Source organism: Oceanobacillus arenosus (assembly GCF_003369575.1).
Taxonomy (GTDB): Bacteria; Bacillota; Bacilli; order Bacillales; family Amphibacillaceae; genus Oceanobacillus; species Oceanobacillus arenosus.
In genome coordinates, this window is record NZ_PIOC01000017.1 from 17475 (window position 1) to 33408 (window position 15934).

Genomic DNA, 15934 nt, shown 5'->3' on the forward strand with positions numbered 1-15934 from the left:
AAAATAACTTGTTCGGGAAATGGTTTTCTCTCGGGCAAGTTTTTTAATATGGGGAAAATACTCAATTCATTAAATTCCTCTTCCTGGTAATACTAATAAATGCAAAATTAACCAAAGGAAGGGTAGATACAAAATGAAAAAATACTTATTGATTGTATTGGCTTTCGTATTCACATTGCTATTCACATCACAGGTTTCCGCGAATACAGAAAGTACTGTGCATGATGAAATGGTCTGGCATGAAGGGGAAGCGCATGATCGCTCTTTTAAAAGCGAGGCATTATTAAAGCTTCATGCGATAGAGCTTGGAATTGAAATAGAAGGCAAGGATATGGAAGCCTTATCCAAGGAAGTTCATGAAGGAATGCTGATGAAGAAGGCAGCAGAGCTTGGGATTGAGACGGAAGGAAGAGATTTAGAAGAATTAGGGAAAGAAGTACATCAAATGATGTTGATGAAAAAAGCAGAGGCATTTGGCATTCAGACAAAAGGAAAAGACATGAAGGCAATTGCAAAAGAGGTTGACGAAGCAAGAATTAAGCAAATGGCTGCAAAGTTAGGAATAAAAACAGAGGGCAAGGACATGAAGACATTAAGAAATGAAGTTATGGAAACATATCTAAGGTCGGAAGCGGAGAAATTAGGGATACTTACAGCTGATAAAGATTCGAAAGCGCTAGCGCGGGAAATTCAAAAAGCGAAAGTATTAAAAGCTGCAGATAAACTAGGAATCGAGGTAAAGAATAAAGATACAGAGCAGCTATTAGATGAGATTATTACCAATCATTTGGAGAAAGCCAAGGAACTTAAAGTATATCCATTTGATCGGAAAAAGGAATAGGTTTAGTACCACTTATGTAGTCAGAAATGCGGATATACTTTCTTTACTACCAAAAAAAGATGGTAATGCGCTTCGAAAGATGGTATGATTACGTAGCGATGAGCTGGTTTGTGTAAGACGAGGAACAACGTACTACATGTGAATGTGAACACATGGTTCTCTCGCCACAAACAATCGAAAACGTCTATATTTATATAGGCGTTTTTTTATGCTTAAAAACGTATGCTGTCACTAAAATCCTGGTAATTTATCGTTTTCAAAACTCTTTCGTTATTCAGTTAAGAAAAAATATTCCTAACAAAATAACGCTTTCCATGCTAAACTACAAGTATAATCGGAAAGAGGTGACCATTATGAAGAAAATAACATTAGGTACTAGTAATTTAGAGGTTTCAAACATATCGTTGGGCTGTATGCGCCTTGGCAAGCTAGAAGTAAATGAAGCAGCTGAAGTTATCCATAATGCGCTAGAACTTGGAATTGATTTTTTTGATCATGCAGATATTTATGCCGGTGGGAAGTCAGAAGAAATCTTTGCAGAAGCAATAGAGATGCGTCCGTCTGTTCGAGAGCAAATTTTCATTCAAACAAAAGCTGGAATCCGCGAGGGCTATTTTGACTTTTCGAAAGAGCATATTTTGGAAGCGGTAGATGGTAGCTTGACACGTTTGAAAACGGATTATGTCGATAGCCTATTACTTCACCGCCCAGATGCACTAATGGAACCAGAAGAGGTGGCCGAAGCATTCACGATTTTAAAGGATAGTGGAAAAGTCCGTCATTTCGGTGTAAGCAATCAAAATCCGATGCAAATTGAATTGTTAAAGAAGTACATAAATCAGGATTTGATTGTGAACCAATTGCAATTTAGTGTCATGCATACTGGGATGATAGATGCTGGAATTCATGTAAATACAAAACACGAGAATTCGATTAATCGAGATGGAAGTATTCTTGATTACAGTAGATTGCATAGCATGACAATTCAAGCATGGTCACCATTCCAACACGGATATTTCGGTGGTGTGTTCATCGATAATGAGCAATTTCCTGAGGTTAACGAAAAGCTAGAAGAAATTGGTGAAAAGTATGGCGTGAATAAATCAGCTATAGCGACAGCTTGGATATTAAGACATCCAGCGAAAATTCAACCAATCGTCGGTACAATGAATTTGGAACGTTTATCAAATATTGCGAAAGCAAATGAGATCGAGTTAACCAGGAAAGAATGGTATGAAATTTATCTTGCAGCAGGTAACAATCTTCCTTAATACTTGAAAATGCAATTTGTCATGAAATCGTTAGTCAAATTAATATTGTCTTTTCTGTAACCAGCAGGCCACATATTTTCATATAGTGATATGTAGGCTTTAAGACTGGAGGGGAAAATATGTATCCAAACTATCCATTTATGCAAAGCGATAACCGGTATGTGGGAAGTCCTTATGGAACGTATGCATATTATGATCATCAACGTGCATATCCCAATAATGCTTTTTCAGAAGAACGAAAGCAGACGGTGAGAGGGCAGGCGACATGGACATATGGTGGACAAGTAACACAATGTGGGATTCACTGGTCGACTAACGAATATATGACAGCGGCTGTTGGTAGAAATTCTCCTTATCGCTGTGGGCAAACGCTTAAAATCAAAAACCTTTCTTCTGCAACCCCAAGAGAAATATTAGTAACTGTAGTGGACCAGGTTGCAAGCTATCCAGCAAATAAAATCAATTTGCAAAGAAGGGCGTTTGAAGCTTTAGGTGCAAATCCAGAAGTTGGAATTATCGAGATTGAAATCACCCCGTCCCCACAATTAGAAGAAGAAAAATGGGGAAAATATTTGTTGGAGGTCGCACAAGCTGCATATCCTGGCTATAAAGTAACCGAATATAATACAATTGAGAAGGCAAACCTGTCAGGCAAGCAAAGAAAAGAGACGTATGAGTTTTTATTGGATTCTCCTCAAGGAAAACTAAAAATACAAGGAAACGTTATTTATAATCCTACTACAAATCGGGTTATTTCCTTTGATCTCAAGGAAGTTTAAAATTCTCTTGGTAGGATTATTTTGTTGCAATTTAGACAAAGTGTGGACTACTTTAATATGCTAAGGGCTCTCGGACCATTCGCTCCAGAAATACACTACGCTTTTCGCGGGGAGCTGGTGAGCCTACTTCACGCTGTCGCGTTTCATAGTCTCACCTAGGCTCTTCTTCCCGCAGAAGTCTCCGTGTATTTCTTCCGCTGGGGTTGGAAAAAATCTTATAAAAAGAGTAACTTGCCACTGACAATCGACGTAATTGTAGTGAAAGAATGAAACTCACGTGTGAATAGCAATTACTGTCTAGATCTGAAATTAAAATTATCACTAGTCCACACTTTATATCGATTTATCATCACCGCACATTAATTGGATGGTAGCAATCTTTCAGAAAAACTACTCTTAGAGGTCTAGGTTTAGAAAACAAAGAAAAAGCTTGGGAGAAAGGTTCTACAACCTATCTTCCGAGCTTTTATTAATTTTTTACTTCGACGCCATATTTCGTATATGCACCATGCATTACGGAACCAACATATTGGTTAAGCGCAAAGCCATGTTTAATTGCTGCAGTTACAAATGCTTTCGCAGCAATGACAGATTCTTTAGCGGACTTTCCTTGTGCTAAATTCGCAGTGATAGCTGCCGCAAAAGTACATCCTGCACCGTGATTATAGGTTGTATCGATTTTATCTTCTTCTAAAAGCGTAAATTCCTCACCATCATAGAATAGATCAACAGCTTTCTCATGATCTAATGCTTTTCCGCCTTTGATTACAACATTCTTAGCGCCAAGCTCATGAATTTTTACTGCTGCTTCTTTCATTCCTTCAATCGTTTTGATTGGACCAGTCCCTGCTAATTGGCCTGCTTCGAATAAGTTAGGTGTAGTAACGAGGGATCGAGGAAGTAGTAATTCCCGCATTGCATCCGTATTTTCTGGTTGAAGCACCTCGTCTTCACCTTTACATACCATAACAGGATCAAGTACATAATTAGTTAATTTATATTCATCAATTTTATGTGCAGCAAGCTCGATAATTGGAACACTGCCAAGCATTCCTGATTTCGCCGCGTCAACGCCAACTGAAAGAATCGTATCTAGTTGCTTTTCAACTAACTCTGTTTCAATTGGTGTAACATTATGATGCCAACCTTTTGGATTCATTGTTACAACACAAGTTAAAGCGGTCATACCATATACATCATGCTCTTGAAATGTTTTCAAATCGGCAGCCTGTCCAGCCCCACCACTAGAATCTGATCCAGCAATTGTTAATGTTTTTTTCATTGTTGCTATCCCCCTAATTGTTACTGTATATCAATACAATCTTATCATTTGGAATGATGCTTTTAGTGCATAAATTTTCTAATATTAAAAACTATAAACCTTTTACATCAAAGTGTAAAGGGAAGGGCTATTTCCATTTAGAAACTATAATAATTCATACGACCTCGACATTCGCAAAGGCCGTACTGGAATGAAGTCCTCCCTTGATTCGCGTCACATTTAGGTTTTCGCCGTTTAACCATTTATTAAAATCAAAAATTAGTGGCAGACGATCGCCACCTAATGCAAACCATGCCTTCATCTCTTTTGGAAAGTAAGCAGCAGTATGGATTGTTCCAGCCCATGCCCCATATTTTTTGGAAAACACCTGTTTATCGATATCGTTCATCATTTGGTAGGCGGTGTAAGGATTAACAACCGTATGCTGTTGTTGCTTCATTACTGCCTGTCTCTCAATCGATTCATCCATTCGATAACGATTTTCCTCTGTTAATTGTTCGAAATGGTTGGTGCAAATATTACCAGCATATGCAGTAACGATTCGAGGGGAAGCTTCGACAATCATCGACTTCCCGCTTTTATCTTGTAGCACATAGCTAAATGTATGGCGATGGGGAATTTCTTTCAACAAATCAATTGCTTCATCTACGCTCGCACATGTCTCTAAAATAATTCGACCAATCATATTGCAGACAAATCCATTACTAGATTTCATTCGGTTGACAAAATTATATCCCATAGTAAGGCCCTTTTCATTCATGCCATCCGTTCTGCCTGTAATTTGCATGGTGGGACCAATCACTGCGTACCCCTGATCTGTTGGTTGATAAAGTGCATACCGACCTTCATAGGTAATAGGAGCATTATCATAGTTCCGAATTAAATAATCGTTACTAGTGAAAATGGAACAGCCACTTCTGCCGTATTCCAAATAATATCCCCCGAACTCTCGAATCGTCTCCTCCATGGTTAATTGGAGGGCATCACCAAGTCCATAAAGCTCGTCCATGACTCCAGGGGCAAATTTCTTTATTGCCTGTGTTACTTCATCTTGATTGATTAAATAATGGCGCCATCTGCCATCTTTTTGTTTTTGCCGGTTCGATAATAGAAGCGAATTCTTGATTTCTTCACCTTGCATATATCCAAAATCATAATGATTGCCTCGGTATTGAATAATGTCACTATATACTTGTTTCAATAAGTATCCCTCATCTATTTTGTAATTAATCTAAGCGTACTTTATGAAAGCATGAAAGAAAATAAATATGCTTACGCATTTAGATAGGTTATCCAAGTTTGAAGGAAAAAGCATGCTGGAAATAGAATATTTATTAATAGAAGAAATAGATTATTTTCAAGGAGAATTTATAATGAAAAATCCAAATGTAGAAATCGAGTGGCTACTTGAAATAACGATTGAGGAGCTTCAAGAAAAACTGAAGAATTTTGAGGTAACTTCTGAAGAAATTGTAAGAATGCTTTTAAATCGAATAGCGAATTATGACCAGTCGGGACCATCCATAAATTCCTTTATCGAAGTAAATCCTGAAGCAATCCATATCGCAAGGGCACTTGATTATGAACGAAAAACAACAGGGAGCAGGGGTATTTTGCACGGGATTCCCGTTGCAATAAAAGATAATATCGATACAGCTGACAAGATGCATACGAGTTCTGGTTCACTAGTATTAGCAGAATCCTATGCAAGTAAAGATGCATTTTTAGTTGAAAAGTTAAGGCAAGCAGGTGCAATTATTCTTGGGAAAACGAATTTAACAGAATGGGCACATTTTATTGCAGAGGACATGCCCTCTGGTTACAGTTCGCGAGGTGGGAAGACGTCGAATCCTTATGGTGCACAATTCTCGGTTGGTGGGTCTAGCTCTGGCTCAGGGGCAGCGATTGCTGCAAACTTCGCTGTCGTATCAGTCGGCACGGAAACATCTGGCTCTATCCTTAGTCCAGCTAGCCAGAATGGGATTGTTGGCATCAAGCCAACATTGGGCTTAGTAAGTCGCAGTGGCATCATTCCGATTTCCCATAACCAAGACACGGCAGGACCAATGGCAAGGACTGTAAGGGATGCGGCAATCTTACTGAATGTACTCATGGGTATGGACCCGAATGATCCAGTAACATGCAGTAATCCGTTAGGCAATGTTAATTTTACTAGCTTTCTTAAAGTAAATGGGCTTAGGGGAAAACGGATTGGAATTGCTCGCGAGCCTTTCTTTGACAAACTAAGTAAGGAAAAGGTTTCGATTATGGAGCAAGCAATTGAGGAAGTTCAGCAACTGGGTGCGGATGTGATTGACCCAATCGTGATTCCATTCGTTGAAAAAATTGATGATATAAATGTCATGATTCATGATTTCAAAAGTGATGTCAATGCATATTTGAAAACAACCGACCCATCTCTAGGTATCCGGAGCTTGAAAGACGTAATTGCCAAAAATGAAGCAATTGGTGAAAAGACGTTAAAATATGGTCAAAGTACTTTGTTGCAAGCAGAAGAGACAAGTGGTACATTAACAGAACCATTGTACCTAGAAAGTTTATTGAATGACGCGATTTACTCAAGGGAAAAAGGAATCGACGCAGTAATGAACGAGTATTCATTAGATGCAATTGTATTTCCAGATTACAAAGGTGCCTTGCTAACTGCTAAGGCAGGATATCCATCAATCAATGTTCCAGCTGGTTTTACTGCAACTGGTGAACCTGTAGGCATTACATTCACTGCAAAAGCATATCAAGAACCAATACTATTGGAAATTGCCTATTCCTATGAACAAGGAACGAAACACCGAAAGCCGCCAGTGCTATGATAAATTAGACAAAAACTGGGAAGTGCCAGGCACCCCTAAATAGGAGGGAAAAATAATGGCTGAATTAAAATATGAAATTATTGAAACAGTTGGTGTGCTATCTGAATCACCAAAAGGATGGACGAAGGAGTTAAACCTTGTCAGTTGGAATGGAAGGGACCCAAAATACGACTTGAGAGATTGGGCACCAAATAAAGAGAAGATGGGGAAAGGGATTACATTAACAGAGGAAGAATTGAAGAGCTTAAAATCAATACTAACCAATTTTTGACTAGATCATTTCTAACCCTAAGAGCTAAGGATGAAATGCCTGGCTGTTAGGGGGCTAAAAAAACAATCTACAATTTTTTATAAAAAATATTAAAAAAGTATTGTACTCATCGAAAATATGTGTTACTATAATCTAGTCGCTTCAATGACACGGGATATTAGCTCAGTTGGTAGAGCAGCTGACTCTTAATCAGCGGGTCGTAGGTTCGATCCCTACATATCCCATCAATAAAAGGGCTAGAATAGGCTATATTGCTTATTCTAGCCTTTTTTTAGCTTGCGTTTCTTTTGCGAAATGTATCCATTCCTAATAAAATAATAAACATAAGTAACTAGAAAATTGAAATGATAACTTCACTAGGAGGCGTATATGAAAGACTTTATTATGCTTATGGCAGAAATTGTAAATGAGATTCATGACATATTAAACGAGATGTTTGGGTTACATATGACTGATAAAGAGCTTCATTTCTGGGTTATTGGGATTGTTGGTATGGTCACCTTCTTTATTGTTTATTTTCTATTTAAACTGATAGAAAAAATGAAATGGAGTATCACGATTTACGCGTTCATCTATACATTTACCGGGATGACTGTTCTCGTATTTGCAATTGAACTGCAGCAAGCAATTACGAATCGGGGAAATATGGAATTTGCTGATGCGATAGCTGGATTAAAGGGATTTCTAGTCTTATTTGTCATTTATGCGCTCATCGCCCTCATCCTTTATACTATAAAAAAATTTATCGGCAAGAGATAGGGGGAATGTTTTCTTTTTATCTTCTTAGGATATTACTATAGAGATAAACAAGAAAATTTTTGAGGTGAAATAGATGGGTCGAGAGAAGCCAAAAAATAATGTCATGCTAATCATCTCTATTATGCTAGGATATGCATTGACATATATGGACAAAAACATGATTGCAACTGCAATCATTCCATTAGAAACGGAATTGAGCTTAAATGCAAGCCAATCCGGACTATTAATGAGTATGTTCTTCATAGGGTATACTGTGATGCAATTTCCAAGTGGATGGCTTTCTGACAAAATTGGACCAAAAAAAGTATTATTAATTTCGATGGGTACCATACTGATAGCAACGATTTTCTTTGGATTTGTTAGCGCATTAGTATTGTTAATGGTGATCCGATTATTAGCGGGGCTTGGTCATGCAGGGATACCAACAAGCTCTACAAAGGTTGTAGCAAATAACATTCAGCCCAAACAAAAGATGTTTGTTCAATCATTGATTTTATCAACCTCTGGTATTGGTGGTATTCTTGCGTTTACATTAGGTTCTACGTTAATTAATATGAGCTGGCGTTATGCATATTACGGATTAGCTGTATTATATGCAGTTTCAATTATAATGATTTTTTTCTTCTTTCCGAAACAGAAAAAGAATCCTATTGGGGGACAAGAGAAAAAAGAGGATAAAGTCAAAATCAGTGTTGTATTTAAAGAAAAAAATGTATTTGCTTTATTTGCTGCACTACTATTTCTAAATATTGTTCTATACGGCTACCTTTCCTGGTTACCTTCATTTTATGAGACTAATTTCGGGTTTGATTTGAAAGCAATTAGCATTACATTGAGTATCAATGCGATTTTAATGAGTGTCGGCGCACTTAGCTCAAGCATTATGGTCGATAAAGTTTTTAAAGGAAATGATAAGCGGTTTGCTCTAATAAGTATCCTAGTATGTGCAATTGCATGTATCGTTTTTGCTATGACGAATAGTTTAGTAATGTCGATTACGATGATGTTTATTTTTACACTTTCATCAAATGCTGTTTTCGTTACCTTATTTAGTTGGCCACATAAGTTGATTCGGCAAGAAGTGATTGGCTCATCGATTGCTATTATTAATATGGGTTCAACGATTGGCGGTTTTCTATCTCCTACAATTACTGGATATTTAATTACTGCTTTTGGAGGAAACTACAGTGTAGCCTTCATTGCAATGGGATTGAGTGCAGTTGTTTGTGGTTTTGTTATTCTTTTAGTAAAAACAAAGCCAGTTAGTAATGGAGAATATAAATTCAATTGAACCGAATGCAAGGGTTGTAATGTGACAATATTGTTACCTCGAACGCAATCGTTTTACTTAGAGAATGGCCATCATATATAATTATGTGAAAGAATTCACTATTATAGTTTTTGATCTGGAGGTCTTAATTCAATGGCAGGACTTATGGCGATGGCTAAAGAACAAAGGATGAAGATGCTCCTAATCGTTATTTCAGCTGTGCTATCTGGCGTGGCGATTATTGGACAAAGCTATTTATTTGTCATTATTGTCAATCGGGTTTTTTTGAAGGGAAATTCTTTTTCAGAGATTATTCCATATTTGCTTTGGCTAATAGTCGCCCTTTTTGCTCGAACATTATTTAGTTATTTAAGCGGAAGAACTGGGATAAAGATGGCCTCGAAAGTCAAAGGGAATCTGCGAAGTGCCCTTTTAAATAAATTTTCTAGAAATCCACTGCAAGTGTCACTTCAAGGGCAATCCGGTCAAAAAGTAAGTGTCATGATGGATACGGTAGATGAAATCGATCGTTACTTTAGTAATTACATTCCGCAAGTGGTTCAATCAATGATTATTCCAATAATGATTTTGATCGTTATTTTTTATGAGCATGCAGCAACTGGAATCATTATTATAATTACTGCACCATTTATTCCAATATTTATGATGATTATCGGCTTTAATACAAAGGACAGGGCAGAGGAACAGCTGGATAAAATGGCGGCTTTTTCAGGAACGTTTCTTGATACACTGCAGGGTATAACAACACTGAAGTTATTCGGACGTTCAGCGGAACAAAAGGAGACAATAAGAAAAAGTAGCCTTGATTTTCGTGATGCAACAATGGTCGTGCTCAAAACGGCCTTCTCCAATTCATTAGCACTTGAATTTATTTCGATGTTAAGTATCGGGCTTGTTGCCTTAGAAGTTGCAATCCGGCTCATTATTTATCAAGATATTACATTCTATACTGGATTCTTAATGCTTGTGCTAGCACCTGAATTCTATACAAAATTAAAGGATCTCGGTAGTGCTTTTCATACTGGACGGGGAAGTATGGGAGCAGCCAAAAAGCTGGGGAGTGAGCTTGAAGAAACCGCGCAGCCTGTAGTTTTTGGCGAGGAGAACTTAAGTAAGGATGCGCCACCATTAATTGAATTACATGCTGCAAGCTTTAATTATGGTGTGGATGCATTTGCATTGAAGAACGTAAATGTAATTATTCGACCATACGAACGAGTTGCAATTGTTGGTAAAACTGGTGCTGGGAAAACGACGTTACTACATGTCATTGCGGGGCTTGTCTCACTCTCGGAAGGGGAAATCAAGGTTAATGGCAGGGAGCGGTTGAATTATCAAGAGAAGGATTGGTTTGACCAGCTTAGCTATATATCACAGGATCCATACCTGTTTTCCGGGACGGTTGCTGAAAATATTGCAATTGGCGGGCGGAGCGATGCAACACGTATGGAAATCGAACAAGCTGCGAAAAAAGCGGGGATTATGGAACTAGTTGATTCACTTGAACATGGATTTGATACGCCAATCGGTGAAGCTGGGAGAGGGCTCTCAGGAGGAGAGAAACAACGAGTAGCGATTGCTAGAGCATTCCTAAAATGCCCATCTGTCATCCTTTTTGATGAACCGACAACAGGGCTGGATTTACAAACAGAGCGTATTTTACAATCCTCACTCAAGGAGCTGTCTAGAAATTCGACGGTGATTACGGTTGCACATCGACTCTACACGATTCAAAATGCAGATAAGATACTTTACCTTGAAAATGGTGAACTTGTAGCATCTGGAACGCATGATGAATTATTAGCATCTGTGTCAGCATATCGGAAAATGGTTACTGTACAGCAAGGAGGTGCGGTACAATGAAGGAATTAAGGATGGTCATCAACGTATTGTTAGTGGAAAAGAAAGATATATTGCTTTCGATTTTATGTGGCTTTATTGCGGGAATAACTGCGGTAGCATTGTTTTCAGCAAGTGGATATTTAATTTCAAAGGCAGCGCTAGCTCCTCCAATCTACACATTGATGATTCTTGTTGCCTCGGTAAAGCTGCTTGGTATTATTTCTGCATTAAGCAGGTATGGTGAGCGGTATTTTTCCCATCGTGGAACGTTCACCATGCTAAGTAATTTACGTGTTTCTTTTTATGAGAAACTCGAACCATTGGCACCATCGATTTTCGGAAGATATCGGAGTGGCGACCTACTTGCCAGAATTGTCGGTGATGTTGAGACATTGCAAAATTTCTTTTTACGAGTTTTCTATCCCCCGATTGTTCTATTATTAGTCTTTTTCTGTACGATTTTTTTCACGGCATTCTTTTCGTTTGAAGTTGCGCTCATTTTATTGATTGGTTTCTTATTGACGACAGTACTTGTTCCGTCATACTTCGCTTTAAGGCAACGTAAAGTGGAGCGGAAAGTAAGGGAGAGTCGCGGAGTGTTATCAACGGAAGTGACGGAATTTCTTTATGGCTTTCGCGACTTGAAAATTTACCAGCAACTAGAAATTAAAGAAGAGCAGCTAAGCAAATCAGCAGCTACTTATTTGCAGGAGCAGGAGCGTGAAAGTGTTCATAATTTATTCAGTCAAGCAACCAACACATTTGTCTCCTTATTGATTACTGTTTGTGTACTCGCTGTCGGCGCTTATTTAGTTGTGAATGGCGATCTTGATGGAATATTTTTGGCAATGTTAATAATGGTGTCACTCACCGTCTTTGAAAATACGACACCGATGGCAATTTTTCCAAGCCACTTGCAGGATAGTAGGCAAGCTGCTTCACGACTTTCTTCCGTTGTTCGTAACGAATCAGAGGGGGAAGCACTTGTTAAGCAAAATAGTTTTCAAACGGATATTGCACCAAAAATAGAAGTAAAGAACATTCATTTTACTTTTCCAAATGAGTCACGGCAGACGCTAGAAGATGTTTCTTTAACGCTTGAATCAGGTTCAAAAACAGCAATTGTTGGTCCCAGCGGATCTGGAAAATCGACATTGTTACAGTTGTTATTACATCTTTATCATGTCGATGATGGAGCGATTCTATTAAACAAAACCCCGATTAAGGATTTGACAGATGAAAGCATTTGGAGAAATACGAATGTCGTGTTACAGGCAAATCATTTCTTTTACGGCACAATACGTGATAATTTACGGCTTGCTAAAGATGGACTAAGTGACCGGGAAATGCAAGAAACCTTGGAAAAAGTTGATTTAGAGCATTTTGCACTTGATGATCAAGTGCTTGAGAAAGGTGATAATTTATCTGGTGGCGAGAAACAGCGGCTTGCAATCGCGAGAGCAATGCTGAAAAACGCTTTATTATGGCTATTGGATGAACCAACCTCATCAATCGATGCATTAACAGAGGCGAAAATCTACCAGCATATTTTTGAGGAGGCAAAGAATGATACAGTTGTGCTCGTTAGCCATCGACTGACAGGGTTAGAGAAAATGGACCAGATTATCGTCATGGATCACGGAAAAGTTATTGAGAGTGGCACCTTCGAATCATTAATGGAGCGTAAAGGTTATTTCTATGAGATGAAAAAGATTGAACAGAGCGTGTTTTTTGGGCAGTGAGTTAGTTATTGACTTGCTTTGTCGATCGCTATTTAGATAAACCTCGGACTAAGTTAGGCGCAAAGTTGATTTTCGCTACGGACAGTCGCGCATCCGGAGGGCTCGAACTGAGCTTTTCCCGCAGTAGTCTCCTGTCCTCCGCTACAATCAACGACCTTTAGAGAGGAAATGCTGACTCCTATTTTTAAGAAAATGATAAAAATTAACAACAGCACAATCCCAGCGTAGTGTATTTCTGGAACGGCTAGTCTGAGAACCTTAGGCACTAAACTAGTCCGTACTTTATATCATTTGGTTCGATTAGGTAAACTTCCATCTTTCTGAAAAACAGGCAAGCGACTTAGGCGCTTGCCTGTTTTTTAATAAGCTTATTTACTTTCATCCTCCGAAAATGGAGTATCATTTTTTGCTGCCCAGAATGAAATCATAATGGCGGCGATGATAACGATAAAGGGCGCAGCAAATATTAAAAAGTCACTTAACAACCAGCTCACTCCTTTTTCTTTTTATTACCTTCGACGTAATCCTTGTCGAAGAGGAATAGTTTTAATAACAAATAGATGGAAGGGACCAGCAGGATAAATCCTAGAACGAATACGACAACGAGAGAGATTGCCATCGCTTCATTGGTGAATCCCTCATGTATCGTTAAATATGGGTACAGTAAGTAAGGATAATGTGAAATTCCGTACGCATAAAAGGCGAGTGCGAATTGCCCAATTAATAGCCAAACAGCGACACCGTAATTTTTTTGTTTCCATAGGAGCCAGACGGTAGCTACCCAAAGAATCGCTGAAAGTCCGAACATCCACCATAAATCAAGCATACGTTCAAAGTGACCTGGTATATGAAAACGGAGTTCAAAAATGATTCCACCAGCAGCAACAATTAAGGGAACAGCCCAAGATAACGCATATTTTCTCATTAATGTTGTTGCCCTTGAGTCACCAGCTTTGTTCGCGTACCAGGTAAGAAAAACTGCTGATATATATAGAACCGCTGCAAGTGCTAATACAACAACAGACCAAGATAATGGACTTGTAAATAATGCCCAATAATCGAGAACGGGATTTCCATCAACAATGGAAACAAATCCACCTTCCGTAATTGCAAGCACAACCGATAATGAAGCAGGTACAAGTAATCCAGATATACCATACATAAACGCATATCCTTTATGTCCCTTTGTTCCATACGTCTCGAATGCGTAATAGGAACCACGAATTGCCATCAAGATAATCGCAAAGCTTGCTGGAACAAGCAGGATTGTTCCAAAATAAAAGGCAGATTTCGGAAAGAATCCGACAATCCCTACGAAGAAGAATACGAAGAATACATTGGTCACTTCCCAAACAGGTGACAAGTATCTTTGAATAATTTTTGATAAGATATGCTGTTTACCCGACATGATACTATAGGCGTTGAAGAAACCAGCTCCAAAATCAATTGCTCCAAGCATGACGTAACCGAATAGAAACGTCCAAAGTACGGAAATACCTAATATTTCTAAGCTCATTTCGCTTCACCACCCTGTTTTGCTTCATATTGCTCAAGCTCTAACTCGACAGGATTATTTTTAAATATCCTACGAAGTACGACAATGGTCCCGATTCCTAATACAAGGTAGAGGGCTGCAAACAAGATAAACATTAATCCAACGTAATCACTTGAAGTTGCTGCTTGATCCACCGTCATTATTCCGCGAAGGATCCATGGCTGACGCCCAACTTCAGCCATCCACCAACCTGCTTCAATTGCGAGGAAGGAAAGTGGACCACCGAGAACGATTATCCAGTGGAACCAGTTTGCTTTGACGAATGACCATGAAAGCTTCATTCCAAGCCAATATACTAAAGCCAATACAACCATAAATCCACCAATTGTAACCATTAAATCAAAGAAATAGTGAATAATGAGTGGGGGTGTTTCCTCTTCTGGAAATTGATCTAAACCAATTACTTCAGAAGTGGGAATTCCATGTGCCAAAATACTTAATGCAAACGGGATTTTAATCGCGTATTTCACATCTTGATTTTCATCTAGCATTCCATACATTAAGAGTGGTGCGCCTTCTTCTGTTTCAAAGTGCCATTCAGCCGCGGCTAGTTTTTCCGGTTGATATTCTGCTAAATATTTACCGGAGAAGTCACCAATTACTGCCGCAGCAATAGAGAAAACAAGTCCGATTTTCATTGTCATATGAAGTGCTTTCTTATGGTACACGTGATTCGAACCCTTAATTAATTTATATGCCGCAATCGCGGCAAACATAAAGGCTACCGTCATATATGCTGTTGCTAGAACATGGGATACCTTTGTTGGCATCGCGGCTGTGAACAGTGCGAGTAATGGATTTGCGTTTACAAGTTGTCCGTCTATAAAATCAAACCCTTGTGGCGAATTCATAAACGAATTTACGATCGTAATAAATAAAGCCGAACATCCTGCACCAATAGCAACTGGTATTAACAGTAGGAAATGCTTACGTGGATTGAATCGATCCCATGTATACGAATAAATTCCTAAGAAGATTGCTTCAAAGAAGAATGCGAAAACTTCCATAAATAGAGGCAATGCAATAATATTACCTGCAAGCTCCATAAAGTTCGGCCATAGTAACGAGAGCTGTAAACCAATAATCGTGCCAGTTACAACACCAACTGCTACAGTGACAAGATAACCACGCGCCCATCGTTTTGCCATCATAATGTAGTGGTAGTCATTTTTCTTAATTCCAAGCCAATGTGCGATCATAATAAAGAGTGGGACACCCACACCAATTGTCGCGTAAATAATATGGAAGGAAAGTGTAAGTAATGTTAATAATCTGCTTGCAAATACTGGATCATCAAATAACAAGTTTTGTCTACCTCCTAAATTTGCGATTTAACTGCAACTAATTTGTGAATAAATTAACAATAATTATTTCATTGTAACTCAAAATACAATAATAAACGTGATTACATATGACAATATTGCAAACGTATGATGAAAGAATTGTGAACAAGAGAACATCTTGATCATC

14 protein-coding genes and 1 tRNA gene are annotated in these 15934 nt (G+C 38.5%); 10 read left to right on the top strand and 5 right to left on the bottom strand.

All coding sequences use genetic code 11. The annotated features are described in order from the left end of the window. Positions 1-133: 133 nt before the first annotated feature. From CWR48_RS10765 to CWR48_RS10775, 3 genes are all read left to right on the top strand, one after another. Positions 134-841 carry a hypothetical protein gene (locus tag CWR48_RS10765; RefSeq protein WP_115773249.1) on the top strand — a complete coding sequence of 236 codons (708 nt, stop codon included), beginning with the start codon at positions 134-136 and terminating at the stop codon, positions 839-841. A gap of 353 nt (positions 842-1194) precedes the next feature. Next, positions 1195-2112, top strand: a complete 918-nt coding sequence (locus CWR48_RS10770) for an aldo/keto reductase (protein ID WP_115773250.1) — start codon at positions 1195-1197, stop codon at positions 2110-2112. A 119-nt stretch (positions 2113-2231) separates the two neighbouring features. After that, a complete protein-coding gene (locus tag CWR48_RS10775; protein ID WP_115773251.1) occupies positions 2232-2891 on the top strand; it encodes a DUF3889 domain-containing protein in 660 nt (219 codons plus the stop codon). Positions 2892-3360: 469 nt separating this feature from the next. Here the strand turns inward: CWR48_RS10775 and pdxK are convergent, their stop codons facing one another. Next, positions 3361-4173, bottom strand: coding sequence for a pyridoxine/pyridoxal/pyridoxamine kinase (gene pdxK, locus CWR48_RS10780; RefSeq protein ID WP_115773252.1), 813 nt, complete (start codon positions 4171-4173; stop codon positions 3361-3363). A 154-nt stretch (positions 4174-4327) separates the two neighbouring features. Continuing rightward, entirely contained in the window at positions 4328-5374 is a 1047-nt protein-coding gene (locus tag CWR48_RS10785; protein WP_115773253.1) for a C45 family autoproteolytic acyltransferase/hydrolase, read from the bottom strand. Positions 5375-5546: 172 nt separating this feature from the next. Here CWR48_RS10785 and CWR48_RS10790 point away from each other — a divergent pair, with 172 nt between their 5' ends. The 7 genes from CWR48_RS10790 to cydC all read left to right on the top strand — a co-directional run bounded on the left by CWR48_RS10790 (position 5547) and on the right by cydC (position 12909). Then, entirely contained in the window at positions 5547-7004 is a 1458-nt protein-coding gene (locus CWR48_RS10790; protein WP_115773675.1) for an amidase family protein, read from the top strand. 55 nt (positions 7005-7059) lie between these two features. Continuing rightward, a complete protein-coding gene (locus CWR48_RS10795; RefSeq protein ID WP_115773254.1) occupies positions 7060-7275 on the top strand; it encodes a YdbC family protein in 216 nt (71 codons plus the stop codon). Positions 7276-7426: 151 nt separating this feature from the next. After that, positions 7427-7499 (top strand) — tRNA-Lys (locus CWR48_RS10800). Positions 7500-7644: 145 nt separating this feature from the next. After that, positions 7645-8034, top strand: coding sequence for a hypothetical protein (locus CWR48_RS10805; protein ID WP_115773255.1), 390 nt, complete (start codon positions 7645-7647; stop codon positions 8032-8034). A gap of 73 nt (positions 8035-8107) precedes the next feature. Next, entirely contained in the window at positions 8108-9325 is a 1218-nt protein-coding gene (locus tag CWR48_RS10810; RefSeq protein ID WP_115773256.1) for an MFS transporter, read from the top strand. 132 nt (positions 9326-9457) lie between these two features. After that, the gene (gene cydD, locus CWR48_RS10815) at positions 9458-11188 is read left to right on the top strand and encodes a thiol reductant ABC exporter subunit CydD (protein WP_115773257.1); all 1731 of its coding nucleotides are present in this window, start codon (positions 9458-9460) and stop codon (positions 11186-11188) included. Next, positions 11185-12909: a thiol reductant ABC exporter subunit CydC gene (cydC, locus tag CWR48_RS10820; RefSeq protein ID WP_115773258.1), complete on the top strand. Its 1725-nt coding sequence runs from the start codon at positions 11185-11187 to the stop codon at positions 12907-12909. Before cydD ends, cydC begins: the two co-directional genes overlap by 4 nt. 368 nt (positions 12910-13277) lie before the next feature. Here cydC and cydS read toward each other — a convergent pair whose 3' ends face one another. From cydS to CWR48_RS10830, 3 genes are read right to left on the bottom strand one after another with little or no spacing between them, the layout of a single operon-like run. Further along, positions 13278-13394: a cytochrome bd oxidase small subunit CydS family protein gene (gene cydS / locus CWR48_RS21200; protein ID WP_425453891.1), complete on the bottom strand. Its 117-nt coding sequence runs from the start codon at positions 13392-13394 to the stop codon at positions 13278-13280. Between the two features lie 5 nt (positions 13395-13399). Next, positions 13400-14425: a cytochrome d ubiquinol oxidase subunit II gene (locus CWR48_RS10825; protein WP_115773259.1), complete on the bottom strand. Its 1026-nt coding sequence runs from the start codon at positions 14423-14425 to the stop codon at positions 13400-13402. Further along, the gene (locus CWR48_RS10830; RefSeq protein WP_115773260.1) at positions 14422-15768 is read right to left on the bottom strand and encodes a cytochrome ubiquinol oxidase subunit I; all 1347 of its coding nucleotides are present in this window, start codon (positions 15766-15768) and stop codon (positions 14422-14424) included. The genes CWR48_RS10825 and CWR48_RS10830 overlap by 4 nt, the downstream gene beginning before the upstream one ends. Positions 15769-15934: the final 166 nt, after the last annotated feature.

Bases quoted from the DNA above. Each gene is read 5' to 3' on its own strand.
- CWR48_RS10765 (WP_115773249.1), top strand. From the start codon at position 134: ATGAAAAAATACTTATTGATTGTATTGGCTTTCGTATTCACATTGCTA.
- CWR48_RS10770 (WP_115773250.1), top strand. From the start codon at position 1,195: ATGAAGAAAATAACATTAGGTACTAGTAATTTAGAGGTTTCAAACATA.
- CWR48_RS10775 (WP_115773251.1), top strand. From the start codon at position 2,232: ATGTATCCAAACTATCCATTTATGCAAAGCGATAACCGGTATGTGGGA.
- pdxK (WP_115773252.1), bottom strand. From the start codon at position 4,173: ATGAAAAAAACATTAACAATTGCTGGATCAGATTCTAGTGGTGGGGCT.
- CWR48_RS10790 (WP_115773675.1), top strand. From the start codon at position 5,547: ATGAAAAATCCAAATGTAGAAATCGAGTGGCTACTTGAAATAACGATT.
- CWR48_RS10795 (WP_115773254.1), top strand. From the start codon at position 7,060: ATGGCTGAATTAAAATATGAAATTATTGAAACAGTTGGTGTGCTATCT.
- CWR48_RS10805 (WP_115773255.1), top strand. From the start codon at position 7,645: ATGAAAGACTTTATTATGCTTATGGCAGAAATTGTAAATGAGATTCAT.
- CWR48_RS10810 (WP_115773256.1), top strand. From the start codon at position 8,108: ATGGGTCGAGAGAAGCCAAAAAATAATGTCATGCTAATCATCTCTATT.
- cydD (WP_115773257.1), top strand. From the start codon at position 9,458: ATGGCAGGACTTATGGCGATGGCTAAAGAACAAAGGATGAAGATGCTC.
- cydC (WP_115773258.1), top strand. From the start codon at position 11,185: ATGAAGGAATTAAGGATGGTCATCAACGTATTGTTAGTGGAAAAGAAA.
- CWR48_RS10825 (WP_115773259.1), bottom strand. From the start codon at position 14,425: ATGAGCTTAGAAATATTAGGTATTTCCGTACTTTGGACGTTTCTATTC.